This is a genomic window from Bacillus cereus group sp. MYBK222-1 (assembly GCF_051916425.1).
GTDB lineage: Bacteria > Bacillota > Bacilli > Bacillales > Bacillaceae_G > Bacillus_A > Bacillus_A paranthracis.
The window spans coordinates 1243132-1269138 of record NZ_JBQAGP010000001.1; the positions used below are offsets into that span (position 1 = coordinate 1243132).

Sequence of the window (26007 nt, forward strand, 5' to 3'; positions counted from 1 at the left end):
AAGAGTAAGGAATTAATCCCTACTCTTTTTTTATTTTTATTCGATATGATAAACATTCATTTAAAGACGCTTGCTCTTTATATTTCCTCTCTTCAAAGTCATACGCTCCTCCTGGGAAAATCCCAACTATACTGAAACCAGCCTCTGCACATAAATTACTAATCTCACCTATCGTATAGCAACGTAAAGATTGTGTCACGATATCATTTGAAGAATCCTTTTCCCACCAGTGGTCCAGCATCCTAGCATTCTCACTATCATATTCATATTTTCGCATTGCAGAATAAATCGGCATTTCTTGTCCATTTGCTTTTTCCCAATATAATGGTTGATAAATATCAATAAGTGCACACCCATCATCTTTCAACCAATTATGGATTCGTTTTAATAAAACCAATTGTTCTTCATCTGTCCCTACACCAAATCCATCTAAATAACTAACAACATCAAACTTTTCTTCAAAGTTAATTTTATAAAAATCAGCGCAATGAATCTCAATATCACTAGTAGAATGTTCTTTAGCAAACATAACTAACTCTGGTACAAGCTCAACAGTAGTCATTTTTACATCCAAATTAGACATCGCTCTTGCAAAACCACCATTTCCAGCTCCTAGTTCTAACATCGTTTGAAATGAATATCCAATTTGTTCTTGTACTTTTTTCGCAACTTCCTGCAACCAATTTTCATTTTTTATATTATAGCTTAGTAATTCAAATTGTTTTTTATAAAATTCTTTTACATTTAATTCGTTCATTATTATTCTCCTCCTGTACGTTATTTTTCTACTACAGGTGAGAAACTAAATTTCTGATACCCATGAAAAATCCTCCTTTTGATTTCCCTACATTTACATTTTATCTAAATAATAAGAATTTTTAAAGTACCAAAAATAAAAGAGCAGATAATGGAAAATTCCAATATCTGCTCTTTGGTTGCTATTATTTCCCTTGTTGATACTTCAACCAATCACCAGAAATGATAACTTTCTTTAGCATATTTTTATCTTGAGCGAGATACACATATGCCTCTATTTCCCTATCACCATCAAATACTATTTGTGTGATTCGTTCATATAAATCCGTCTCTGCATTACCTGTATATTCTTCTAGTTCGTCTAACTTATGCAATATGTCATCATTTACTTCATAAACTTCTCCATACACCTTTTCTTCATGCGAATAAGTCATCGCCGGATACCCTTCGTTTGTATCAAATAATTCCCCATACGTCCATGCTTCGTCTGCAATGCATATTGCACCTTGCATATAATGAGCATTCGTTTGCTTTTTTCTTAACGTGCCATACACAAAAACGTGATGCATTAATCCCTATCCCCTTTACATGTCACTACTTTCTAATTTGTAAATAAGCACGAATCATAAAGTAACTCACTTCATTCGGAAGTTGTTCCTTAATCGATTTCAGACCACCATCAGCATTTTGCACAGCCGTTTCAATCAGTTGTTCGTATTCTGCAGGAACAAAACTGTTCCAGTCTACTTCCATTCCATCTTCAAAACAACGAATTAAATGATTTTCAATCGTTTGTCTTGATAATCCACGTTCTTTCGCAATTTCATCTAGATTAATACCTTGTTTATACATTTCATACGTTTCCAAATGAGAATTTGCTGAAGCTTTCCCTGATTTCTTCCGTTCTGTCACCACTTCTGTTTTAATAGTTTCAGCATAGTTTGGGTTTTCCTCAATAAAGTGCTGAACTGCTTGTAAGAAGTGCGAACCATACTTCACAAGTTTGTGTTCACCAATCCCTTTCACAGTTAAAAGTTCAGAATTGCTTTGCGGCATTTTTGCGCACATATCTTTCAACGTTTGGTCAGAGAAAATAACGAATGGAGGTACCCCTTCTCCTTGCGCAATTTCTTTACGTACTTCGCGAAGTACTTCAAATAAAGGATGATCTTGAACGATTTGTCTTGTCTCTACTCGTTCTTTACGTAAAACATTCTCTTTACCAAGTAACACTTCTTTCCCTTTTTCCGTTACTTTTAGTGTCGGGTAAGTACCATGTTCAACTGCAATTAGCTCGTCTGAAATTAAAAACTCAATAAATTCACTCACTTCTTTTACACTACGATTTGATAAAAGTCCGTAAGTTGGCAAAGTATGAAAATTAAATTCAATGACTTTCTTATTTTTAGATCCAGTTAGTACTTGTGCAATCATTTGTTTACCAAATCGTTGGTTCGTCCTAATCATACAAGATAAAACCATTTGCGATTCTCTCGTCACATCGATACTTTCTCGGTCGTCTGTACAATTACCGCAGCGGCCACAATCTTCTTTTGGTTCTTCTCCAAAGTATTGCAAAATAAATGATTGTAAACATTGTTCTGTATGACAGTAGTCAGTCATATTTTGCAGTTTTTCAAGTTCGTTTGAAAAACGAGACTCTCCTGTCGATTGATCAATTAAAAAGCGTTGTACTTGTACATCTTGAGAAGAATAAAGCAATATACATGCACTATCTAATCCGTCACGGCCAGCACGTCCTGCTTCTTGGTAATAACTTTCCATATTTTTTGGAAGTTGATAATGGATAACGTAACGAATATTCGATTTATCAATACCCATCCCAAACGCAGATGTGGCTACCATTACACTCACTTCATCACGTAAAAAGAGTTCTTGTTGCTCATTTCGATCGTTATCACTCATACCGGCATGATATTTTGATACAGAAACTCCCGCTTTCATTAAATCCTCATACAACTGATCAACTACTTTTCTAGTAGCTGCATATATAATCCCAGATTCCTTTTGATTTTGACGAATATAATCCGCTAAATATGCATTACGATCTTGTCCTTTAATAACAGAAAATGATAAGTTCTCGCGCTCAAACGTTGTCATAATCGTGTTTTCTTGATTAATTCCAAGCGTGTTGCAAATATCATCACGAACTTGTGGTGTTGCCGTAGCAGTTAATGCTAATACGAGCGGTTTTTCTGGAAGATAATCTAATATACGGTGTATATGTAAATAGCTCGGACGGAAATCATGTCCCCACTGCGAAATACAGTGCGCCTCATCAATGGCAATCATCGGGATTTTCATATCGATCAGTTGGTCAACAAACTCCATTGAATCAAGTCGCTCTGGCGCTACATAAAGTAACTTATAATGGCCCTGTTTCGCTAATTGAATCCGTTGATTCGCTTCTGTAATCGAAATAGAACTATTAATATATGTAGCTGAAATACCATTTTGTACTAATGTATCTACTTGGTCTTTCATAAGTGATATTAAAGGCGATATAACTAACGTTGTTCCTTCAAATACTAATGCGGGAATTTGATAACAAATTGACTTACCACCACCTGTAGGCATAATACAGACAGTATCTTTCCCATCTAATACATTTTTAATTGTTTCATCTTGTCCTCTTCGGAATGACGAATAACCGAAATAAGACGCTAAAAGTTCTTGTGCTTTTGTAAACAAAAAAGAGTCACCTGCTTTTCTTTATCTTTCATCTACTCCTATTATATCATCTCTTATGCATCATGAAAGTGATGAATACATGACTATCAGCCTGCTTTTTCATTATTTTATGCTTCTTTACGTTTTTGAGAATGATTAACAATTATAACGAATTTCAAAATAAATACACATTTTATTAATTCTCCTTGAATACTACTAATCTTATACATATGAATTCAGGAGGTTACTATATGAAGCACCATAATATTAGTTTCATCAAACAGAAAAGCGTATCGAACCAACCCCAATTCTCAAATAATGAAGCGTGGAAATATGAATCATACTATAAGTATCTACCATTATTTTCTTATAGAAAGCTTTTTCATTTTCTTTCTCAACTTTTTAAACGTTAATACACGTGCGAAATAAATCGTTCATAATCATTTTCTCAATATGAACCTTATAGACTTAATACAATACAGTTGTTAACATATGAAATATTCTGTTTGATAACCCCCTAAGTTGACCTGCTTATATAAGTGGTTCTTTTATTATTATTATATATTTCATAATATTAGATGTAATTATAAATCTTATCGCCATTTTATAATCTTAATCCACTCACTACAAATGGTGATAATCACAAAAGGTAAAATATAAATGCTTAACATTTAAATATCTAATTCTTTTTTCTCAATACACAAAACGAAATTCACTTGTTACTATAAAGGTACTCCAGATGAGTTTTTGCTCATCGACATTATCTAGTGAAAGGGATCTGCCGCGGGAAGCAGGTCCCTTTCACTTTATTAAAGACTCACTTTCAATTGGACACATTTACCATGTTTTTTTAATAGAATTTTATGATAATATTACGTAGTCGAGTCCGACATCTCGGCAATACCCTTTTGAGGCTCTGCAACTTCCCTTGCAGAGCCTCTTTTACTTTATATTCAATTTATTTATATATAACACAATAAAATTACTCATCTTTTTCCATAGCAATTTCTGAAAATAAACGAGGACACGTAACTAATTATAAATTCCCATCATACTTTGAGTTATACATGTTCAAAGGAGTGTTACCGTTTATGTATTCTTATTGGCAATCGTATTACTCCCCCTATCATAACCATTATCTACACTTTGATACATCTGTACGTAATTACAGAATTAGTAAAAATGAGAACTTTTTAAAAGGTTATATGCGTTCCTTTTGGGAACAACATGTCGCTTGGACGAGATTAGCTATTATAAGTATTGTCTTTCATTTACCAGACGTAAACGTTACAGTTAAACGGCTTCTTCAAAATGCAACACATATGGGACTATCTCTTGAACCATTCTATGGTGAAGATGCAGTAAAAAAATATAGTGCATTAATTAAAGACCACTTAGTAATTGCAGCAGATCTTGTTAAAGCTGCAAAAGCTGGTGACCAAAACGCAGCTGTCGCTATAGAGAAAAAATGGTACGCTAACGGTGATGAAATTGTAGCGTTTCTTACTAGCATCAACCCATATATACAAAAAGAAGAATTTACACAAATGTTTTATGAACATCTAGCATTAACAAAAGCAGAAGCACTGGCATTTCTAAATAAAGATTATGAAGCAGGAGTAAAATTGTACGATAAAGTTGAAAAAGAAGCTTTAGAAATGTCCGACATGATAACAAATGCAATCGTAAAGCAATTCCCGCAAGTATTTCAATAACAATAAGCCGATTTGAAAAAACAAATCGGCTTATTGAGCTTTCTATCAATGATATTTCGTCCCCGCTCTTTACATTTAGCTTATATCGATATATTTTATTAATATCCGTTTTTTATAGGAGGAAACAGTTTGATTAACGCCATTGGTCTCGTATTTATACTTACAAATAAACATGAGAAAAAGAAGAAAGTTTATCTAAATGAAAAATTCGCATTAATAGACATTATTGATTCTAAGGAAGTAATTGATGATGAAGGGAACTCACTAGTAGAACTAACATGTAAATACAGTATATATTTAGATGAAAAATACTACTGTAAATCTCTTGATGATTATACTGGACAAGTCTTTCCCTTTTTAAGTGCTAAAATAGGAAAAGGGCTTCTCAGAAACTTAAATTATTACTTTTCTTACGTTGATGCCTATGATAAAAAACCACCCGTTAAAGAAATTAGACCACTTATGAAACAAGTAACGAACAGATAGTGAAAATACTAAAAAGAAAGCATCCCACTTCAGATGCTTTCTTTTTTATCTAGAACTCTTTAAATTCTATCCTTCTTCTAAAAATATGTATTGAGGCATACTTTAAATTAAAAACATTGGAGGATTAAAGTGAATGAAATACTCAGAAACGATAGTTAGTAAACGCCTTCGAACACTTAAAATATGTAGTATGTTTATCATGCTAGTTTTAATCGCATGGATTGGATATACAAAATTACTTTATGAAAACGGATTTCTTCAAGAAAAAAAGAATTCAATAGAAGTAATGAATACTAGCATTACAGGAGAAATAGAGCAGCTTTTTCATATAAACTTGCAAGGTTATCGAAAAACAAGCCTTGATGCTGTTATAGAAGCCAGTAAAACAGATCCAAGCGAACTATCCCTAATTGAACTAGTCAACAAATCCTGCTCGCGAGATTGCATAGGCGAACCAGTCACATATGTAAACTCAAACAATGGATATATCTTTTATAAGGAATCTAATGGAACTAATGTAGCTATAACGATTAAAAAGAAAGACACATGGTTAATTGTAAAGAAATCTGTTCAAGATGGAATATAATCACCCCAAAAAAGAGTACGTATCGTACTCCTTTTTATTATTAATACCTTTCCTCTTCATGCCTACAATGGCATTTCGCTTTTGTTTTACATAGAGTTAAAAGATTACATAAAAATAAAAAACCGTCACATGACGGCTTTTTATTTAGCAAACTACTCTTTTGTATAAAAATATTTAAGTCCTTTAGCATCTAACCACGCTGTCGCTCGATCTAATTCATTCCCTTGGCGATATGCTGTTTCAAATCTAACTAATCCTTGTTTATCTCCATATGAGATAATACGAGATTCATACCCCAGAGCATCCATCATTCCTAACATTTCTACTACTAACGCTGTACCAAATTCATACGTAACAACTTTACTAAATTTATTCACTATAATTCCAACTCCTTCTTGTTTTGTCGATTGTTCAACAGTTTGATTAGTAAACCAAACTAACGGCTTATTTCCCATTAACTTATTTAAATCACATTTTCCTATGCCAGCTACATTCCCTGTTTCTGTGTATTGCCAAATATCACATGGGTAGGCTGGTTTGTTACCACCATAACGAGGAATCCATACAAAATCACAATTGACATTTGCCATTCCAAATGGATCATACATATGATGAGCAATATATAAACCAACCTTCTTAGCTCCTAATCTGCGTAATTCATCAATAAAAGCTTGTGCACCCGCTCTCATATCGTTCATTGTTTTTACTTCTACGTCAGCTACCCAAACTGTTGCATTTTTATCACCACGGTTCCAAAAGTCTCTCGCCTCTATCCGTGCATCCTCTACTGAAACGAAACGACAGAACGCATAATTACCAAACGGAATATTTCTTGCTTTCATTGCTTGCACATAATTTTTATATAAAGGATCTACATAATTTGAACCATCTTGCACACGTGCAATTACAAAATCTAATTGTGGTGCTGCGATATCCCAGTTAATGTCGCCATTCCATTTCGAAATATCTACAATATAACCCATTATTTCACATCTCCTTTTTCATTATTATATTCAAAGCTTGTTTTTTTGCTATTATCAACTAATAAATAGTATGAAAGGTAGTGTATTATTGCGTAATATTTTAAAATTCGGCTTATGTATTGAGAAAATAAAATATTATTACAGGTTTAATAAGTAAAGACTTACAAAGCTCTAAACTATAATCAGTAGGAGGCCACAAGCAGTGCAATTCCCAGCTAATTTCTTAGCTTCATCCGAATTTTGAGGTATGAATTTTACTGCCATTAAAGCGTGATACACAAAACCACCTTTCTAACAGGTGGTTTTGTGTACTAATTTACATATACATTGTTCATATTTTTATAGTTACATAATTATTAGTTACTTAATATACTTGTTAACTAAAAATAAGACAATTTTTCGTTTTATCTCACGTACTCATAGTACCATTTACGTGCATCTAACCAAGCTGTAAATTTATCGATATTTCCGGACGGATAGCCATTCGTTATAGCATAACCAATGCCATCTTTCTGAACGACAATTTGTCCATCAATACCCGCATCTACCATAGCTTGAGCCAAATCTTGTAAATTACTAAATGCTACACCGCCAGTTTTTACTTTGAGCAAGTCCGTTGCACCTCCTCCAGTTTGTCCTGTAAGAGCAAATACAATAGAATTAGCGATTTTATCAACATTCCATTTTGCCATGTCGGATTCATTATCAATAAATCCTAATTCAATAAGAATAGCCGGTGCTTTCGTTCCATTTAATACTGCTAAATCTGTACGTTGTTTCGCACCTCGATCACGCCATCCAATATCTTTTGCTAGTTGAGCTGAGATTTTAGCCGCCAAATCTTTCTGATCATAATACAAAACCTCAACACCCTGTCCATTTCCATCACTTGCATTAAGATGAAAAGAAATAACTAAATCCACAGCATGGGAATTGCTATTCCGAATGATATTATTTAAATTTTGTGATTGAGTTGTCCCTACCTCGTCCGTATCGTCATAAACCGTGTGTCCTAGGGACCTTAACTTAGTCGCCACAGCATCTTTAACTTGCCTATCTAGAACATGTTCTTTCCGATTCCCGAAATTAGCACCTTGAACAATACTATTGTGTCCTCCGTGCAAACTATATCTGGCCATTATTTATCAACATCTCCTTTCTTAATATCATATTCAAAACTTGTCTTATTGCTATTCCCACTTACAATCTTAACTGTACCCATACATCCTACATTTTCTAAAAGTGAAGGCAATTCGTTTTCGTTATAAAAAGTGGTGACACGAACAAAAAGCATCACCTTTTTGGCGATGCTTAAAAACTCTATTTTACGTTTTAATTCCCTAAAAACAGTTTAAGCTCATAGTGACCGAAACTATACTTATATTTCCTCCTCTTCCTTCACTGCCTCTTTCAACTTCTGCAACATATATCCAATTCCTTTACATCCTTCTAACGGATATGTAATCATTTCTTCTGGATATAGCTTTGTTACTACTTTTTTATGCTTTTTCCCTGCAAGTAAGACGATTTCGTCAAACTGTAGTAAACTTTTATCTACCATCTGTTTTTGTAATTGCTCTATACTTATTACCTTATCGCTCTTTGAATCAAACGCAAGATCATAGTTTTCTAGTACAATATCATTTGGCCTTAAAAATCCATGCTTCGCTGATAATATAACCCAATTCTCGAAAAACATAGTTGCATACGATTGACATGCTTTTCCGAACGGGCTAATATATACATCTTTTGCCTCCATCGGTCCGTAATCAGGATACTTATCCCAAATTTTCTTCTTTCCGCATGGAATTATGCATAACCTTCTCATATATTTCTTACCTCTTCTCCTGCATAAGTAAAGTTAATTATTTTATACATTTTGCCCTCAACATGCTATATAATGATATTAAATATAAAAATTACATCTTTTACCATATAGCCATCTTTTTTACTAATAATTCACTTTTTTAAGATTTGAACCCCCATTACCCTATTTAAACATAGTACCCCTTGTAAATATTATAATACTATAAACAATAGTATATTTACTTTTCAAAGCCCTTAATAATAATTAAAGTATATAAATAACCAAATAGGATATCTTTAGAAGGAGGTGAACAAATGAAAAATATACTCCCTGCACTAGTACTCTATATTATTGTTTGCGTAATCGCTATGATTGCTCCAGCATCTCAAAGTTATAATCATGCGGGCTGGAAGTTGTTTGTTGGGCAAGCGTATGCTATACCTATTTTTCTCATTACAGCTATTATTACATTTTATATAAACAAGAAAAAATCTACGAATAAACAGTTATAAGGATAGCGAATGCTATTCTTATTTTAATTCATTGATCACATCCAAAATAACACTTGCAGTACTTTCTATCCTTTCTTCCGAAAAATCAAACGTGACACCTGTTTTTTCATATATTTCTTGTATAGATAAATTCCAATCTGCACTCGCACCTTCTTTAAAGAAAGCAATCGCTTTTTCTGGGTCTTCCCAGTAAATTTGAAACAATTGCATTGCTCCTATTTGTGCAATTGCATATTCAATTTTATAAAAAGGAAACTGAACATAGTGAAATGACTCTATCCAGTTTGCACCGATTTCATCCTCTAATCCTGCAAGGTCGACTGTTGAATATTGATATCTTTTGCATAGTTCGGCGTGTTTCTTATCACGTTCTTCTGGTGTATGGTTTGGATTCGCATAGATCCAGTGCTGGAATACATCTCCTGCAATTGACGACATTAATAAAGACAAAGCACGATATATTTGTAGGCGTTGCACTTCTTTATATTCATCCTCTTGCTTATAAAAAACATTCAGCTTATCCATTACTAATAACTCAAGACTGAGGGAATAAAGTTCAGCCACCTCTTCGCGCAGATATCTTTCCTGCATACTACTATCGTTTTTAAATTGTTTATAAAAATGAAATGCATGCCCCACTTCATGTATAAGTGCATTAATTGCATAAAATGAAGGACTAAAATTAGAATACACAAAAACCTCTTTACTATGAGGCAAGGTAAAACAAATAGCTCCTGGTGCTTTATTTTCACGTTCTTCTACGTCAATGCATCCAGCTTTCCTTATATGAATAAATTTCTCATAAAAATATAAATCTGTCTTTCGAAATATTTCTTCCACACCATTTAATAAATCAATCACATTTTGGAATGGGACTTTTGGTAAATTACATGGAGAAAGATCCCAAGGGCGATACGTTTTTACACCGAGATTCTTTTTAGAAATACTTCCCAACTGTTTCCAAATTGGTACAACATACTTTTCTATAGATTCATGGAGCTTATAGCAATCATCAATACTGTAATCTCTGTTTTTTTGTTTAAAAGCATATTCACTATAATTATTAAACCCTGCATTTAAAGCTATCTCATTCCGCAATTGTATAAGTGCATTCATAATACGATCCACTTCTGGTTTCACTGCACTCCTTGCTTCACATAAAGCGTACCAAGCTTTTTCGCGAATAGCTCTATTTGGGTTATCTAGCTTTGCTTTAACGTGTGCATACGTCTTTTGCTCGCCTTCCCAATTAATTGTTATGTTAGACATTATTTCTCTATACTTCGTAATGCACTCTTGCTCTTTAATAGAAAGAGCAATGTTTTTTTCATTAAACATTTTACTCTTTACAAATCTTGCTTTTTTCATAAATGCATATTTTCGCTCGTCTAATAAGTTAGAAAACGGACACTCTATAAATTTTTGGTCAAACTTTGCATTGTATCTTTTTAAAAGTGGTTGAATTGTATTTTGATTATACATATGTAAATCATGCATATTTCTGTTACCTGTATCTCTATACGTGGCGATTAAACTACTTGTTATCTTCTCTTCTATTTCAGCGTTTACACGCAATTCATCGAAAAGCCAATTTTCTAATTCTAAAACAGAAGTAATATTTCGCTCTAAAAGTGACTGTAATTTACTCTCCAAATCATTAAACATACACAACTCTCCTTTTAAAAATCTAATTTTCTGTTTTTTAGAGAAAGAAAAAGACAAGTAGCCAATCTGACTACTTGTCTTTTTGTTAAATCATACTCAATAATATTACGCTTGGAATGCTTCTGTTAATACTGGTACGATTTGTTTTTTACGAGATACTACACCTTTTAATGTAGCAGTATTGTTTTCTAGGGATACGTTGTATGCTTTCTCAACAACGTTTGCTGCTTTACCGATCGCAAGACCGACAGAATCGTTAGTTAAGATATCAGTTACAACGAATAAGAATAGGTCTAAACCTTTTTCTTCTACTACTGCAGAGATAACTTTTTCAAGTTCAGCTTGGTGTACAAGAACGTCATTTGTATCAACAGCGTTTACTTGTGCGATTTCAACTTTCGCATTACCCATTTGGAATTCTTTAGCGTCAAGAGAGATTAATTGCTCCATTGTTTTTCCGCTTAAGTCAGCACCAGCTTTTAACATTTCTAAGCCGTATTTGTCAGCATCTACACCAGCGATTTCCGCTAATTCACGAGCTGCTGCTACGTCTTGCTCTGTGCAAGTTGGAGATTTGAATAGTAAAGAATCTGAAATGATTGCAGATAACATTAAACCTGCAACTTCTTTACGAATTGTAATGCCGTTTTCTTTGTACATCTTGTTTAAAATTGTAGCTGTACAACCAACTGGCTCACAACGGTAGTAAATAGGATCGCTTGTTTCAAAGTTAGCAATACGGTGATGGTCAATAACTTCTAACACACGAACAGATTCGATATCGTTAGCACTTTGTTGACGCTCGTTATGGTCAACTAAAATAACGTTGTCCACTTCGTTTGCTACTGTCTCAACAAAACGCGGTCCTTCTACTTTAAAATAGTCTAACGCAAATTGAGTTTCACCGCTGATTTCGCCTAAACGTACAGGCTCAGCATTCATTCCTAATTCTTTTTTCAATTCTGCATAAGCAATTGCAGAACAAATTGCATCTGTATCTGGGTTTTTATGCCCGAAAACTAGTACTTTTTCCATGTTTTCCACCTCTTCATGAAAAGGATATCTTAAAGAAGCAAATATGACAATATTTAAAGCATAATTTTTTATAAATAATTGCACTTTCTTCTATATTTTTCATCGTTTTTCGTAAAAAAGATCATCTAAAATGAATTAGATGATCGAAATGTATACTTTATTTAAAATAAAGTAGGAACTTGCACTACATGATTTAGCACGTTATTTGATGCTAAACCGTTATTTACAAGGTTAACATCTATAACTTGATAAAATGCATTTCCAGTATCTGCGATTTCCCACACAGCTAAAATAAGGTGATATCCATTTCTATCAGTTGGCACATTTGCTTCATGTGTTACGGAAGTTCCAGGTCTAGCTCCTCCATCATTTTTTACATAGAAAGGCACTAAATCTAAATCAGACCTCGTTAAAGGCTTATTCGGATTCCAATCTTTCTTCGTAATATAATATTTCCACTCTTTCGTACTATGAGGAGCCGTTAGTTTCCACTTGAATGTATTCGTCCCACCGTTTAACGTAACTTTCTTCCACCTATCTACAGTCTGTACATCTAAAGCAGGGAAATGGCCAGCTCCTGCGATTTGACCATCCGAAGGTCCTAATTGCGGGAATCCACCTATTCCTTCTACACTTTGCGGCTCATATTGAATCGGACCGCAGTTTACATTTACCCCTTGCTTACATAAATAAGAACGGCTCGCTGGTGATTCTACGTATCCATGAGCTGAAGCTTTTTCTGAAAAACCGAAAGTTAACAATCCTGTAAGTAATATCCCACCACTTAATATAACTTTCTTCACCTTCTGTAAACCTTTCGTTTTCATCTCGTCATCCCCTTTCCCATAATAAAGCGAAAATAACTATAGTTGCCTAGTCATCTTCTCTACATCCATTATAAGTCGAGGAACATTACGAAAAGAACCCTCTAAAAACTTTCTCAAATTCAATTAGCACATTAATTAAATTCAAATAACACCGCTAGAGAAATATAGACGGTGTTAAAAATCAAACTTTATTATTTTAAGCATGACAGCATTTTAATCATCACTTATAAAAATTTATAATAAATAACTGTTGCATCTAAATTACCATTTGGAGAAATTGCGTATTCTGGTATTTTTCCAGCTTCTTGATAATCTAATGATTTATACAATTTATTCGAAGGATCTCCTTCTCTAGTATCTAGCACTAAAAGAGTCCTGTTTTCTTGCTTCGCTCGTTCCTCTGCTTTGCGCATAAGTGAACGTCCAATGCCATTACGTCTAAAGTTTGGATGAGTCATTAACTTACAAATTTCAGCTCTATGAATCCCATTAGGCTTTGTAACGAAATGTAATTGAATACTCCCTGCCACTTCATTATTTATTTTAGCAACATATAAAATCACTTCTGGTGCTAAAACAGTTTCCCAATACTTCGCTGATTCTTTTTGATCCAGTGGAGGTAAAAAACCAATTGACGCCCCATCATTTACAACCGTTTTCAAAAGTTCAGAAAGCTCTTCCATATCATCATTTATTTTCTTAATCTCTTCAATTACTAAATTTTGCATTACTAATCCCCCTTTTGTTTCATTGTACCAATTTTTAAAGGAGGAATAATGATATACTAAGATGAAATTCTTTAAAACATGATTTTTTAGGGAAAGGATAACGATATGAAATATATAGTAGATAGAACATATGCAAAAGAATTACTCGAATGGGCATATGAACAAAACCCCGGTCCTTGGTTTGAACATTCAATAAATGTTGCTCAGGCAACTGAAAACATAATTATAGAACTTATTAAAAATGGGTATAACCTAGATGCTGATATAGCATATAATGCTGCCCTTTTGCATGATATCGGAAGATACAAAGGTTTTACCAAATCGGTCATTCATTCCTACGATGGTTATATGTATATGAATGATTTAGGGTATACAGGAAACGCTGTTATTTGTGTTACACACTCATTCCCATGCAAAAATGAACATATAGATATCGCAGCGGAGTGGAGTCTCCTTCCTGATCATATGAGAATCCAGTTAGTTGAAATATTGAATGAACATTGTAACTACGATTTATACAATAAAGTAATTACTCTTTGTGATGCTCTTGCTGACGCGGATGGTTTTACTACGCTGGAAAGAAGATTGATTTCCGTTGGTTTACGTCACGGTACAACGTCTCATACATCATTACATTGGAAAGGGTTTTATGCAATTAAGAAAGAATTAGAAGCTTTAATCGGTAAAAGCATATACACAGTTCTTCCTGATGTAGAGAATTCGATTTATGAAGATATAAAATATTAAAGTGAATACAAATGTAATTTCACATAAAAAACGTTTTAAACATAAAGTTTAAAACGTTTTTTTCTATTCAATGCTTATGATTTTTCAGTTCTGTTAAACACTCTTGCACTAAAGTTACCGCTTGACTCATTGCAGCTCCACCAGCAAATGCTGCTGATACACCACACGCTTCCAGAATTTCTTTATCTGAACACCCTTGATCAAGACACCCTTTTGTATGATAAACGGTACAATATTCATCTTGCGTTGCTAGACTAATTCCTAATGCAATAAGTTGTTTTTCTCTTTTTGTTAAAGAACCCTCTTGAAAACAAGCTTGCGTGAATGCATTATATGTTTCAGCAATTTCAGGAATTTGGTTTGTAAAACTACCGATTCCTTCTTTATAATGATGTAGAACGTCATTTACTGAACTATGATGTTGTTCGTGTTCCATCTTATTATTACCCCCATTCAAATTATCTGTACCTACTGTAGTATGTGATGAAAAGAAGGCAATATACCTCGTTCAATAGAGTGAATGTTCAGTTTATTTAAACTACAGTTTCAGACTATCATCCACTACCTCTTGTTCTTTAACATTTTTTCTTTGAACCTCTTTACTTCTTTCTTCCCAAAATGTTAAACCTTCAATTCCTACATTTTTAGGATCAAATACTGGATCTTTCCCTTCTTTTTTCTGCGCTTCATAATCTTTTAACACTTTTAATGCGATTTTACTTAATAGTAGAATCGCAATTAAGTTTAACCATGCCATACTACCAATTCCTAAATCCCCAAGATTCCATAAAAGCGACGCTGATTCTATGCTACCGATGTAAACCATAATTAAAAATCCAATTTTCAAAACTGGTTTTAACCAGCTATATTTAAGCTCACGATCTAAATAAGTAAGTGTCGTTTCAGCGATATAGTAGTATGCGAGTAAAGTTGTAAATGCGAAGAAGAAGATTGCGATTGAAATGAATAATGGACCAAACCCAGTCATAACAGTTTCAACTGCTTGTTGTGTATAGATTGGACCAGCATCAACATTCCCTATATTTTTTACAATAGCGCTTTTCCCTTCCGGTATAACATTATACATACCTGTTATTAAAATCATAAGAGCTGTCGCTGTACATACGATAATTGTATCAATGTATACAGAAAAGGCTTGAACTAACCCTTGTTTTGCTGGGTGAGATACTTCAGCCGCAGCAGAGCTATACGTCGCTTCTCCAACGCCAGCTACATTTGAAAATACAGCGCGCTTTACGCCCCATGCAATTGCTGCACCGACGATTCCACCAAACATTTCATTTATACCGAAAGCACTAGAGAAAATTAAAGCGAACATACTTGGAATTTCCGTTATATTCGCAATTAATACGATACATGTAACAATTACATATCCAATTGCCATAAATGGAACGAGCATTTGTGAAACGCCTGCAATTCTCTTTACGCCACCAAAAATGATTGCCGCTAATAATATGACTAACAATATACCAGTTATATATTTGCTAATCCCATTAGAGTTTTCGAATCCAACTGCGATACTACTAGATTGAATACCTGGTAATAACACACCATATGAAAGTGTTACAACGACTGCTACAATGATTGCAAACCATTTCATGTTTAAGCCTTTTTCAATGAAATACGGTGTACCACCGCGATATTCATTTCCAACTTTACTTTTATATACTTGAGATAATGTTGATTCAACAAATGCACTAGCTGCTCCTAATAGAGCCATTACCCACATCCAAAATACAGCTCCCGGCCCGCCAAAAGCGATAGCTGTCGCGACCCCTGCAATATTACCTATTCCGACCCTACCTGATAAAGCTAAACAAAATGCTTGAAAGGATGATATTCCCGTTTCTGAGCTCTTCCCTTCAAATAATAGTTTAATCATCTCTTTAAAATAACGAATTTGAAGAAAACGAGTTGCAATTGTAAAATACACACCTGCTCCTAACGCGAAAACAACTAAACCAATACTCCACACTTGCCCTACTAACCACTCTACTAATTGCTCCATCCAAATCCCCCTTATCATTCTTTAGAACACTATTTTATATATAAGAAAACGGACAACTATTATTAAAACTTCCAGTTGTCCGTCTATCTCATTATTTCATCTCTCTATTACTTTATATTTACCCAAACACTTTTCACTTCTGTGTAATTATCAAGCGCATATGAACCTAACTCACGGCCGATACCAGATTGTTTAAACCCACCAAATGGTGCCGCTGCATTTTCTAAGTTATAATCATTAATCCATACCGTTCCTGCCTTTAATTTATTGGCAACTTGATGTCCTGTTTTAATATTTTGTGTCCATACGCCTGCAGCGAGTCCGTAAGAAGAGCGATTTGCTCTTTCGATTACTTCTTCCGTTGAATCAAATGGAAGTACAACGACAACTGGACCGAAGATTTCTTCCTTAACTATCGTCATATCGTCAGTAACATCTATGAATACTGTTGGCTGTACAAAATAACCTTTTTCAAATGCACGTTCACCACCAGCAGCAACAGTCGCGCCTTCAGCTTTTCCTTGTTCAATGTAATGTAGTACACGCTCTTGTTGCTTTTTAGATACGAGAGGACCCATTTCCGTTTCCTTCTCCATACCTGCTCCAAGTTTCACGTTATTCGCCATTTTTACTAGTTCATTTACGACTGTTTCGTAATGTTTTCGGTGAACGAACACGCGAGATCCAGCACTACAATTTTGGCCGTGATTATACATAATACCTTGGAATGCACCGTTAATCGCTTCTTCTAAATCAGCATCTTCTAAAATGATATTTGGTGATTTCCCACCAAGTTCTAACGTTACATGTTTAATTGTTTCTGCAGATTGACGCATAATATATTTTCCTGTAACTGTTGAACCTGTGAAGGCTACTTTATCAATATCATGATGGTTTACAATTGCAGCTCCCGCTTCAGGGCCGAAACCTGGCACAAAGTTTACAACACCATCTGGAAAACCTGCTTCTTTAAAAAGTTTCGCTGTATATAATAACGATAAAGGAGTTTGCTCTGCTGGTTTTAATACGATCGTACAACCTGTTGCTAGTGCAGCTCCCATTTTCCAAGAAGACATAACGAGCGGAAAATTCCAAGGAATAATTTGACCTACAACGCCAACAGGTTCATGGCGTGTGTAATTTAAATAATCTTTTGAAATCGGAATGGTTTGCCCGATAATTTTCGTAGCCCATCCCGCATAATAGCGATAATTTTCTACAGTCGCTGCAATATCATCATCCAGTGCTACTTGATATGGCTTCCCATTATCTAAAGCTTCTAACTGTGCTAATTCTTCTCCATGCTCTTCTATTAAGTCTGCTAATTTATAAATAAGATGTGCTCTTTCAGCAGTAGTCATTTCTGCCCAAGGTCCTGATTCAAATGCAGATCGTGCCGCTTTTACTGCGACATCGATATCCTCTTCTTGTGCTTCGTATACGACCGCTAAAACATCTTCTGTTGCTGGATTGTATGTTTCAAACGTCTTCCCGCTAATTGAAGGAACAAATTCACCATTAATAAACATTTTAATTTCTTCATTTAAAAACGCTTTCACTTTTGGTTTTAGTTCAATGTTTTTCGTTAACATATATGCTCTCCCCCTTATTTAAACAGCTGCATGAGCTGCAATTTTTGAAATAATCGTTTGAAGTTTTTGCTCTTCTTCTTCAGTTAATCCGAGTCTCGGATAACGTGAAGGTCCTCCAGCTTGCCCGTATAATTCCATTGATCGTTTCACGATTTGTACATATTTTCCTGACCCTTCAAGAAACTCACAAAGAGGTAAAATAGCGTCGTTTATTTCCCAAGCTTTTTCTAATTCACCATTTTGGAAATGCTCATACATTTTTGTAACAAGTCCCGGTACGATATTACCTGCTACTGAAACCCAGCCCGTCGCACCAACTAAATAAGATTCCATAACTAAATCTTCAGATCCACAGAACACTTGAAAAGCACCTTCGCCTTGTCTTACTAAATCTCTCGCTTTTCGAATATCTCCGCTAGATTCTTTAATATGTGTAACATTTTCACATTCTTTTCCAATACGTAACATGAGTTCTGTACTCATATCAACACCAGATGTAAACGGGTTATTGTATAACATAATTGGAATATTTACAGCGTTTGAGATTTCTTTAAAATGAAAATATATTTCCTCTTCTTTCGGTTTACAATAATACGAATTTATAATTAATGCACAATCCGCTCCATGCGCTTCTGCATGTTTCGTATATTCAATCGTCTCTTTCGTCGTCTCCGCAGCAGTTCCAACAATAACTGGTATACGACCATCAACTTCTTTTAATACTGTTTCTACCATTTTAAATCGTTCTTCTTTTGATAAACTAACAAACTCTCCTGTGCTTCCATTAATAATAATGCCAGCCACTTTTTGCTCAATAAAGTAGTTTACGTTTTGTTTTACACCGTTCCAATTAATCTCTTGAAACTCATCCATAGGTGTGATTAATACTGGAAATGCACCTTTAATTTTTTTCATATTTACCTCTCCCTTTACCATGTTATTTTAATAAAAATCCTGTCGGAAACGGATCTGTAGAATCTAATAGAAACGTCTGCATCCCTGTAATAAAACCTCTACTTTCAAAACGGAAAATGTAACCCGTTTCCTCCTTCTTCACTTTTTCAACTGTTATAAAACTATTACATATACTTTCATTTATAAAAAGTTTATCCGCTATATTATCGTTTTTAAATAACGCGTGAACATAAGACACAATAGTAGAGACAAACCCCGGCGAACGTACGATAAAGTTATCTTCATGAAATGTAATTGACTTTATATGGTTCTTTTCTTTTTGCGTGGAATCTACTAAAATAAGTCTTTTTATAAGTGACTGTTTTTGTATAGCTTGAAGTGTGGCTTCTCCCCATTTTTTCAATTCTGAAATGTTTTCAATACGAATTTCTGGCGAATACGCACCTTTTTCTACAACTGCGTATACTTTATCTGCCTGTATGAGAGAGTAACTTATATTACCAACTTGTAAATTTTTCTCAATCATATAACATAGTTTACTTTCAAGCGAAACAGATACAACTTCATCATTCTCTACATACGCATGGACTAAAAATATGCCAGATAACGTTTCGATTTTGTATTGATTCGTCTCTCTCTTTTTTAAATATCCGCTTTCTAGTAACATCGTTATGACTGCGACAATACCTCCGTAATGAAGAGGTATTGACCCTTCGTGATTAAAAAATAATACAGCTGCATCGATTTCAGGATGAATAGAAGGAACGACGATACATCCATTTAAACCGATAAAACCACGCGGTTCATTTAATAAAAGCTGCATTTCTTCTGCTAATTCACTTGAAAATTGTTCGTTTAATTGCTCTAAATTGTAGTAGTACTTGCATGGTACATCTTTTATTACACGGAATGCCTCGCCATTTACGTGTACGTCTACTGCTGTATACATTTTTTGAATGTTCATTTTACATCCTCCGTTTCATGTTCCATCGGCGGAATTAGCAAAAAACCTTCTTTCAGTGGATCCTTTTCATTGTAAAAAAATCTATGCATCCCCATAAGCCAAGCTGAACCTGTAATTTTCGTTACGACAGCTTCAATATTTTCAACATTTGTCGTATTTATAACGCACCCTTTAAATAAAGAACCAACGATACTCTCGTGAACAAACTCTTCATCAATCTCAATTTTTTGGTTCGCATATAATACCGCTAACTTTGCTGATGTTCCTGTACCACATGGAGAACGATCAATTCCTCCAGGCGGAACGACAACTGTATTTTTCACATGCGCACTTTCATGTGTAGGATCTGTATAAAACTCCACATGGGTTAATCCTCTAATAAACGAATGCTCTGGATGAATGATTTCAAATTTCTCATTAATGATATTTCTTATATGAATTGCCTTATCTATGATTGTAGATGCGTTTTCTGGTACTAACTCTAACCCTACTGATTTCGCATCGATAATGGCATAAAAATTCCCTCCATACGTAATATCCGCCTCTACAGTTCCAATGTCTTCGACGTCTACAGTAATGTGTTTCAGTAAAAAAGCTGGTATGTTACAAAAGGAGACTTCTTTCGCTTTTCCATCTTGAACAAAGATATCCACTTCAACTAAGCCGGCTGGCGTGTCTAACTTTAACGAGGTAATCGGTTCAACTACCGGAATTAAACCTGATTCAATTAAAGCTGTACATACACCAATTGTATCGTGACCACACATCGGTAAATATCCACCTGTCTCTATGTAAATAACACCAATATCTGCTTCAGGATGACACGGATCTGTTAATAGTGCTCCTGACATTACATCATGACCACGCGGTTCATTCATTAACAATTTGCGAATCCAGTCATACTCCTTTTTCATATGTAACATCTTCTCTGCCATCGTCTCGCCTATTAACTTAGGCAGGCCGCTAATCAATGTTCTCGTTGGATTCCCGCCCGTATGTGTATCAATCGTCGTAAAGACTCTTTGTGACCTCATCCGTTTAACACCCTTTCTGTAAAACGACTCAAACGAAGTGGTTCAATAGGAATGATTGTTTCTTTTTCATTTAATAACTCTTCAATCACTTTTCCTGTAACTGCGGCAAGACTAATGCCATCCCCCTCATGCCCTGCTGCTATAAAGTAATTTGGGATATGTTCCACACGTGAAATAATCGGCAAATGATCTTCTGTCCACGGGCGTAATCCAGCATAGGAACGAATCACCATCATATCCGCCATTTTCGGATAAAAACGTATTGCTCTGTTCGCAATACATTTAATAACCTCGTTATTTATCCTCGTATGAAACCCTACAAACTCTCTACTACTACCAATTAAAAAATTTTGGCTTTCTGTCGGCTCAAACACAAGAGCTACCCCATATTTTTCAGTTAAAGCATCCACTTTTCGTTGTCCGCCAAATTTAGAAATTAAATAACCAAATTCCATTACTTTACGGCAACCAACGTGTTGTTGCCTTGAAGCTACAATAATATGCCCTTTTCTCGGTTCAATTGGGATATTTATATCCAACATTTGTCCGATTTTCGGAGCCCACACACCCGCTGCGTTCACCACTTGCTTCGCAGTAAACGTCCCATTTGTCGTTTCTACAATAAAGGAACCTTCTTTATCTCTTTTCATTTCTTTTACTTCCGTATGATTAAAAGCCTTCGTACCATATTTCTTCGATTCTGCAAGAAGTGAAAAAGCAAGAAGATATGGATTTACAGTCGAATCTGTTGCGCATTCTAACCCGCCTAATAAATCATCTGCAAAAAATGGCGATTCTGCTCTTATATCTTGCCTATCAAGCATTCGAAACGGTAAACCCGCTTCTTTTTGACGATTCACCCATTGCTGCGCTGCTTCCATCTCTTCATCCGACTCACATACAAGAATACTTCCTGGTGCCCTATATTCAAATGAGTGCTCTAACTCTTCACTTAAATCCGTTACTAATTTTTGACTTACTAACGACATTTGACTATCAAATCCTGGGTCTTTATCAATAGCCAAAATATTTCCGTCACACCGTGAAGACGTCCCGCTGACAAATTCTCCTTTTTCAATGATTGTTACGTCTCTTCCGTATTTTGAAGTGTAATAAGCGATCGAGCAGCCAATAATACCGCCGCCAATTATTAAAACGTCGCAGTGCCTCACAAAATACTCCTCCTTCCCCTAAAGCTCTCACTTTCTTTTATGCAATTGACGTGCCAACTGTACATATATACAATTTTTATAAATAATATTTTTATTTGTAAAAATATTTTAAATTTATCGCAAATAAGTGTATTATTTTTTTATCACTGTCAAAATTTTTATACATAATAGGAGGACAATATGGCATTCTCATTTCCCACAATAAAAGAATTTCTAAAAATTTTATCCATTAATCATACATACTGCTTGCAACATATTGAGCAAATTAACGGAAAGTATTATTACCGCCCTTCTACTACAGAAAAATATAACTGCGCAGTAATATATGAAGATGAATCATTCACCGCTTTAATTGACGCGTTTTCCAATGAAATAGTCGTTATCATAATGAACGAAAATAAAGAGCCTATATGCTGTATAACAGCTCAGCAAATCATCCCGTTTCTTGTTAAGTCATACAATGAACTCCATTCTTTTTATAACACCGTAATACAAACAACGGATTCTTCCGTTACAGTCATCGATGATAAAGAACGCGTTTGCACCTGGACAGATGGCGCCGAGAAGATCTTTTCAGTCAAGCATAATGAGATTATTGGGCAACCTATCACTCGTTTTTTTGACTATAAAGATTTGGAAATTTTGCAATCATTACATGACGGAAAAAGTATAATCGCTCAGTTCCATCAACCTCGTCCAGATTTGTTCGTATTAATTAACTCAAATCCAGTTTATTGTAACGATGAAATTATAGGAGCAGTCGTTTCAGAAACTGACGTTACAAATCAAGTCGCATTAAATGAAAAACTATTCAATATGTCACATGAAATGCACCGTTTAGAACAAGAAGTAGCAAAGTATAAAGATGAATCAGACCCTTTTCTTGCGATGAATGGAAAGAGCCCCGTTATACAAAGAACAATACAATTAGCTAGAAAAGTTTGTTCGGTGAAATCAACTGTTTTAATACTCGGCGAAAGTGGTGTTGGAAAAGAAGTATTTGCGAAAGCAATTCATGATGCAAGTGAAGCAGCTAAAGCTCCGTTCATTTCAATTAACTGCGGCGCAATTCCAGAAGCATTATTTGAAAGTGAATTATTCGGCTATGAGCGCGGGGCGTTTTCTGGTGCAAATAGCAAAGGGAAAAAGGGTAAAATAGAGCTCGCGCAAGGCGGCACATTATTCCTTGATGAAATAGGCGAAATGCCGCTCGATATGCAAGTAAAACTTTTACGTGTACTACAAGAAAGAAAATATTACCGAGTTGGTGGAGAAAAAGAGATTCATATTGATTTCCGTATTATCGCTGCTACCAATCGTGATTTACAAGAAGAAATGAGAAAAGGCACGTTCCGAGAAGATTTATACTATCGCCTAAATGTAGTTAGTTTGCATATTCCACCGCTGCGCGAAAGACGCGAAGATATTATTGAATTAACCTATTCTTTCCTAAACGATTTTTCAATAAACTATAACAGACCCATTCGCGACTTACCTTCAAGCATTATGCATGAACTGCTTCATTACAATTGGCCAGGTAATATTCGCGAGCTCCGTAACGTTATTGAAAGACTTGTCGTATTTGCGACTGACGGTATTATAAAGCAAGAATATTTACCATTTCATACAACCGAAACTTTAGATAATCATGCGGCTCATTCCTTATTACTCAGCAACAATAATACAATCCTCTCTTTACAAGAAGAGATGGAGGAACATGAGAAAAAGGTCATTGAGAGGGCTTTACGCATTTTGAATGGAAATAAATTAGAATGTGCGAAACAACTTGGTGTTACGAGAGCCACTTTATATAACCGTTTAAAAAAGCTCGGGTTACAATAAACCTTACCTCCTCTATATTGGCATAGTTTTTGCATTATATAATTTGTGCAAACCGAACTAGAGGAGGAATACATATGACGAATAAAGACCACTTAATTGTTTGTCGATGTGAAGAAGTTACATACGGTCAACTTCAATCGACAATTGCTGAATATAAATGCTCGGCAAGAGAATTAAAACTAAGAACACGTGCTGGCATGGGATTTTGCGGTGGCCGCACATGTAGAATGATGATAGATCGAATGATTGAACATGCAAATCCAGGCGTAACTACAAATGATATTCCATTGAAATATCAACCACCGGTACGAGCAGTTACTTTTGGATCGGTAGGTGAAAGTAAATGAGTAGAATTACACATCACCCTATTTTAGGAAGTTTACATAATAGTAATCGCATTACTTTTCAATTTAACGGTCAACAATATGAAGCATATGAACATGAAACGATTGCGGCCGCTTTACTTGCAAACGGAATAAGAACATTAAGAGTGCACGAAGATAACGGAACGCCGCGAGGTATTTACTGTAATATCGGACATTGTTCTGAATGCCGCGTCACAGTAAACAATCAAGCAAACGTACGAGCATGCTTAACTGTCGTTGAAAAAGATATGGTTGTTGCTAGTGGTAAACAGCATCCAAATATCGTGAGAGAGATGGTGAAAAAGCGATGAATGATGTCATAATTATCGGAGCTGGCCCAGCGGGTTTATCAGCCTCTATCTCTTGCGCTCGATTTGGACTGAATGTACTTGTTATTGATGAATTTATGAAGCCTGGCGGAAGATTGTTAGGACAATTACATCAAGAACCTACTGGAGAATGGTGGAACGGGATAAAAGAATCAAAACGCCTTCACGAAGAAGCACAATCTCTTTCAGTTAATATTCAATGTGGCATTTCCGTCTATAATTTAGATAAAGATGAAAGTTCTTGGTACGTACATACGAATATCGGTACGTTAGAAGCACCGTTCGTTTTACTTGCTACTGGCGCTGCTGAGTACTCCATTCCCCTTCCCGGTTGGACACTTCCAGGAGTCATGTCAATCGGAGCAGCCCAAGTAATGACAAATGTTCATCGCGTTCAAGTTGGGGAAAAAGGAATCATTATTGGTGCTAACATTTTGTCATTCGCTATTTTGAATGAATTACAATTAGCAGGCATCAAAGTTGAACATATCGTACTTCCTGAAAAAAGTGAATTAAGTCAACAGGCTGGAGAACCAGAAGAAGTTTTTAACTCTCTTTTAAATGCGGCTCATCTCGCTCCTTCTGCTTTTCTACGTATAGGTAGCCATTTTATGAAATATGACTGGATTCGAAAAGCCGGATTAACCTTCTATCCAAACAGCGGAATGAAAATAAACGGTACACCTCTTCACCTTCGAAAAGCAGCTCTTGAAATTATCGGAACAAATCAAGTTGAAGGTGTACGCATTGCTAATATTGATACGAAAGGAAATATCGTAACCGGATCGGAACAAATATATGAAGCAGACTTCGTTTGTATTGCCGGTGGCTTATATCCTCTCGCTGAACTAGCCGCTGTAGCTGGCTGTCCGTTCCGTTACATTCCGGAATTAGGCGGGCATGTTCCTCTCCATTCCGAAGCAATGGAAACCCCTCTTTCTGGTTTATTTGTAGCCGGCAATATAACTGGCATTGAAAGCGGGAAAATTGCCATGGCACAAGGGACTGTTGCTGGATATTCAATTGTAAAACAGGCAAATAAAAAATCCCATTCTGTGGAACAACAATTGCAACAAGCAATCCAACATGTACATGCGGTACGTCAACAAGCTGCCATTCAATTTAACCAAGGTGTTGATGTCGGTAGACGGAAAATGAATGAAATTTGGCGTGATTATTCCCTTGCATATGCACATACTAAAAAGAGCTGCTGAGAATACTCTCAAC

Annotated in this window: 26 protein-coding genes; 9 read left to right on the top strand and 17 right to left on the bottom strand. The window is 35.3% G+C overall.

Going from position 1 to position 26007, the window contains the following annotated elements:
- Positions 1–19: 19 nt before the first annotated feature.
- The 3 genes from ACTFR9_RS06405 to recQ form a co-directional block, all read right to left on the bottom strand.
- Positions 20–757 carry an SAM-dependent methyltransferase gene (locus ACTFR9_RS06405; RefSeq protein ID WP_229136306.1) on the bottom strand — a complete coding sequence of 246 codons (738 nt, stop codon included), beginning with the start codon at positions 755–757 and terminating at the stop codon, positions 20–22.
- Positions 758–941: 184 nt separating this feature from the next.
- Complete coding sequence (locus ACTFR9_RS06410) at positions 942–1325, bottom strand: gamma-glutamylcyclotransferase family protein (protein WP_048557930.1); 384 nt, start codon at positions 1323–1325, stop codon at positions 942–944.
- 25 nt (positions 1326–1350) lie between these two features.
- Complete coding sequence (gene recQ / locus ACTFR9_RS06415) at positions 1351–3468, bottom strand: DNA helicase RecQ (protein ID WP_000494290.1); 2118 nt, start codon at positions 3466–3468, stop codon at positions 1351–1353.
- A gap of 1070 nt (positions 3469–4538) precedes the next feature.
- Between recQ and ACTFR9_RS06420 the strand changes: the two genes are divergently transcribed.
- The 3 genes from ACTFR9_RS06420 to ACTFR9_RS06430 all read left to right on the top strand — a co-directional run bounded on the left by ACTFR9_RS06420 (position 4539) and on the right by ACTFR9_RS06430 (position 6234).
- The gene (locus ACTFR9_RS06420; protein WP_000287702.1) at positions 4539–5162 is read left to right on the top strand and encodes a hypothetical protein; all 624 of its coding nucleotides are present in this window, start codon (positions 4539–4541) and stop codon (positions 5160–5162) included.
- A 129-nt stretch (positions 5163–5291) separates the two neighbouring features.
- Positions 5292–5648, top strand: coding sequence for a hypothetical protein (locus ACTFR9_RS06425; RefSeq protein ID WP_000606238.1), 357 nt, complete (start codon positions 5292–5294; stop codon positions 5646–5648).
- Between the two features lie 133 nt (positions 5649–5781).
- Positions 5782–6234, top strand: a complete 453-nt coding sequence (locus tag ACTFR9_RS06430; protein ID WP_000877581.1) for a hypothetical protein — start codon at positions 5782–5784, stop codon at positions 6232–6234.
- Positions 6235–6386: 152 nt separating this feature from the next.
- Here the strand turns inward: ACTFR9_RS06430 and ACTFR9_RS06435 are convergent, their stop codons facing one another.
- From ACTFR9_RS06435 to ACTFR9_RS06445, 3 genes are all read right to left on the bottom strand, one after another.
- Positions 6387–7217 carry a GH25 family lysozyme gene (locus ACTFR9_RS06435; RefSeq protein WP_000540610.1) on the bottom strand — a complete coding sequence of 277 codons (831 nt, stop codon included), beginning with the start codon at positions 7215–7217 and terminating at the stop codon, positions 6387–6389.
- 404 nt (positions 7218–7621) lie between these two features.
- Positions 7622–8356: an N-acetylmuramoyl-L-alanine amidase gene (locus tag ACTFR9_RS06440; RefSeq protein ID WP_000135297.1), complete on the bottom strand. Its 735-nt coding sequence runs from the start codon at positions 8354–8356 to the stop codon at positions 7622–7624.
- A 239-nt stretch (positions 8357–8595) separates the two neighbouring features.
- Positions 8596–9045, bottom strand: coding sequence for a DUF6884 domain-containing protein (locus tag ACTFR9_RS06445; RefSeq protein WP_001253255.1), 450 nt, complete (start codon positions 9043–9045; stop codon positions 8596–8598).
- A gap of 293 nt (positions 9046–9338) precedes the next feature.
- Here ACTFR9_RS06445 and ACTFR9_RS06450 point away from each other — a divergent pair, with 293 nt between their 5' ends.
- On the top strand, positions 9339–9536 hold the full coding sequence (locus tag ACTFR9_RS06450) for a DUF4017 family protein (RefSeq protein ID WP_000789869.1): 198 nt from the start codon (positions 9339–9341) through the stop codon (positions 9534–9536).
- Between the two features lie 18 nt (positions 9537–9554).
- Here the strand turns inward: ACTFR9_RS06450 and ACTFR9_RS06455 are convergent, their stop codons facing one another.
- From ACTFR9_RS06455 to ACTFR9_RS06470, 4 genes are all read right to left on the bottom strand, one after another.
- Positions 9555–11201 (bottom strand): M3 family oligoendopeptidase, encoded by a 1647-nt coding sequence (locus tag ACTFR9_RS06455; protein ID WP_000481352.1) that lies wholly within the window; start codon positions 11199–11201, stop codon positions 9555–9557.
- A 105-nt stretch (positions 11202–11306) separates the two neighbouring features.
- The gene (gene ppaC, locus ACTFR9_RS06460; protein ID WP_000416844.1) at positions 11307–12236 is read right to left on the bottom strand and encodes a manganese-dependent inorganic pyrophosphatase; all 930 of its coding nucleotides are present in this window, start codon (positions 12234–12236) and stop codon (positions 11307–11309) included.
- Positions 12237–12397: 161 nt separating this feature from the next.
- A complete protein-coding gene (locus tag ACTFR9_RS06465) occupies positions 12398–13063 on the bottom strand; it encodes a lytic polysaccharide monooxygenase (RefSeq protein WP_000850064.1) in 666 nt (221 codons plus the stop codon).
- Between the two features lie 224 nt (positions 13064–13287).
- On the bottom strand, positions 13288–13791 hold the full coding sequence (locus ACTFR9_RS06470; protein WP_001180575.1) for a GNAT family N-acetyltransferase: 504 nt from the start codon (positions 13789–13791) through the stop codon (positions 13288–13290).
- Between the two features lie 105 nt (positions 13792–13896).
- Between ACTFR9_RS06470 and ACTFR9_RS06475 the strand changes: the two genes are divergently transcribed.
- Positions 13897–14538, top strand: a complete 642-nt coding sequence (locus tag ACTFR9_RS06475) for an HD domain-containing protein (protein ID WP_000875265.1) — start codon at positions 13897–13899, stop codon at positions 14536–14538.
- A 67-nt stretch (positions 14539–14605) separates the two neighbouring features.
- On the opposite strand, the gene ACTFR9_RS06480 is transcribed toward ACTFR9_RS06475, so the two are convergent.
- From ACTFR9_RS06480 to ACTFR9_RS06510, 7 genes are all read right to left on the bottom strand, one after another.
- Complete coding sequence (locus ACTFR9_RS06480) at positions 14606–14974, bottom strand: carboxymuconolactone decarboxylase family protein (protein ID WP_000399705.1); 369 nt, start codon at positions 14972–14974, stop codon at positions 14606–14608.
- Between the two features lie 102 nt (positions 14975–15076).
- Positions 15077–16567: an alanine/glycine:cation symporter family protein gene (locus ACTFR9_RS06485; protein ID WP_073541738.1), complete on the bottom strand. Its 1491-nt coding sequence runs from the start codon at positions 16565–16567 to the stop codon at positions 15077–15079.
- A gap of 107 nt (positions 16568–16674) precedes the next feature.
- A complete protein-coding gene (locus ACTFR9_RS06490; protein ID WP_000956381.1) occupies positions 16675–18159 on the bottom strand; it encodes an aldehyde dehydrogenase family protein in 1485 nt (494 codons plus the stop codon).
- Between the two features lie 18 nt (positions 18160–18177).
- Positions 18178–19095: a 4-hydroxy-tetrahydrodipicolinate synthase gene (gene dapA, locus ACTFR9_RS06495; RefSeq protein WP_229136305.1), complete on the bottom strand. Its 918-nt coding sequence runs from the start codon at positions 19093–19095 to the stop codon at positions 18178–18180.
- A 1-nt stretch (position 19096) separates the two neighbouring features.
- Positions 19097–20038 carry a proline racemase family protein gene (locus ACTFR9_RS06500; RefSeq protein ID WP_061536577.1) on the bottom strand — a complete coding sequence of 314 codons (942 nt, stop codon included), beginning with the start codon at positions 20036–20038 and terminating at the stop codon, positions 19097–19099.
- Entirely contained in the window at positions 20035–21072 is a 1038-nt protein-coding gene (locus ACTFR9_RS06505; protein WP_061184662.1) for a proline racemase family protein, read from the bottom strand. Before ACTFR9_RS06505 ends, ACTFR9_RS06500 begins: the two co-directional genes overlap by 4 nt.
- Positions 21069–22244, bottom strand: coding sequence for an NAD(P)/FAD-dependent oxidoreductase (locus ACTFR9_RS06510; protein ID WP_001215251.1), 1176 nt, complete (start codon positions 22242–22244; stop codon positions 21069–21071). Before ACTFR9_RS06510 ends, ACTFR9_RS06505 begins: the two co-directional genes overlap by 4 nt.
- Positions 22245–22424: 180 nt before the next feature.
- On the opposite strand from ACTFR9_RS06510, the gene ACTFR9_RS06515 reads away from it, so the two are divergent.
- From ACTFR9_RS06515 to ACTFR9_RS06530, 4 genes are all read left to right on the top strand, one after another.
- On the top strand, positions 22425–24086 hold the full coding sequence (locus ACTFR9_RS06515; protein WP_061184661.1) for a sigma-54 interaction domain-containing protein: 1662 nt from the start codon (positions 22425–22427) through the stop codon (positions 24084–24086).
- 74 nt (positions 24087–24160) lie between these two features.
- The gene (locus ACTFR9_RS06520; RefSeq protein ID WP_000182238.1) at positions 24161–24433 is read left to right on the top strand and encodes a (2Fe-2S)-binding protein; all 273 of its coding nucleotides are present in this window, start codon (positions 24161–24163) and stop codon (positions 24431–24433) included.
- Complete coding sequence (locus ACTFR9_RS06525) at positions 24430–24762, top strand: (2Fe-2S)-binding protein (RefSeq protein WP_000087049.1); 333 nt, start codon at positions 24430–24432, stop codon at positions 24760–24762. The genes ACTFR9_RS06520 and ACTFR9_RS06525 overlap by 4 nt, the downstream gene beginning before the upstream one ends.
- Entirely contained in the window at positions 24759–25994 is a 1236-nt protein-coding gene (locus ACTFR9_RS06530; protein ID WP_074532466.1) for an NAD(P)/FAD-dependent oxidoreductase, read from the top strand. The genes ACTFR9_RS06525 and ACTFR9_RS06530 overlap by 4 nt, the downstream gene beginning before the upstream one ends.
- Positions 25995–26007 lie beyond the last annotated feature (13 nt).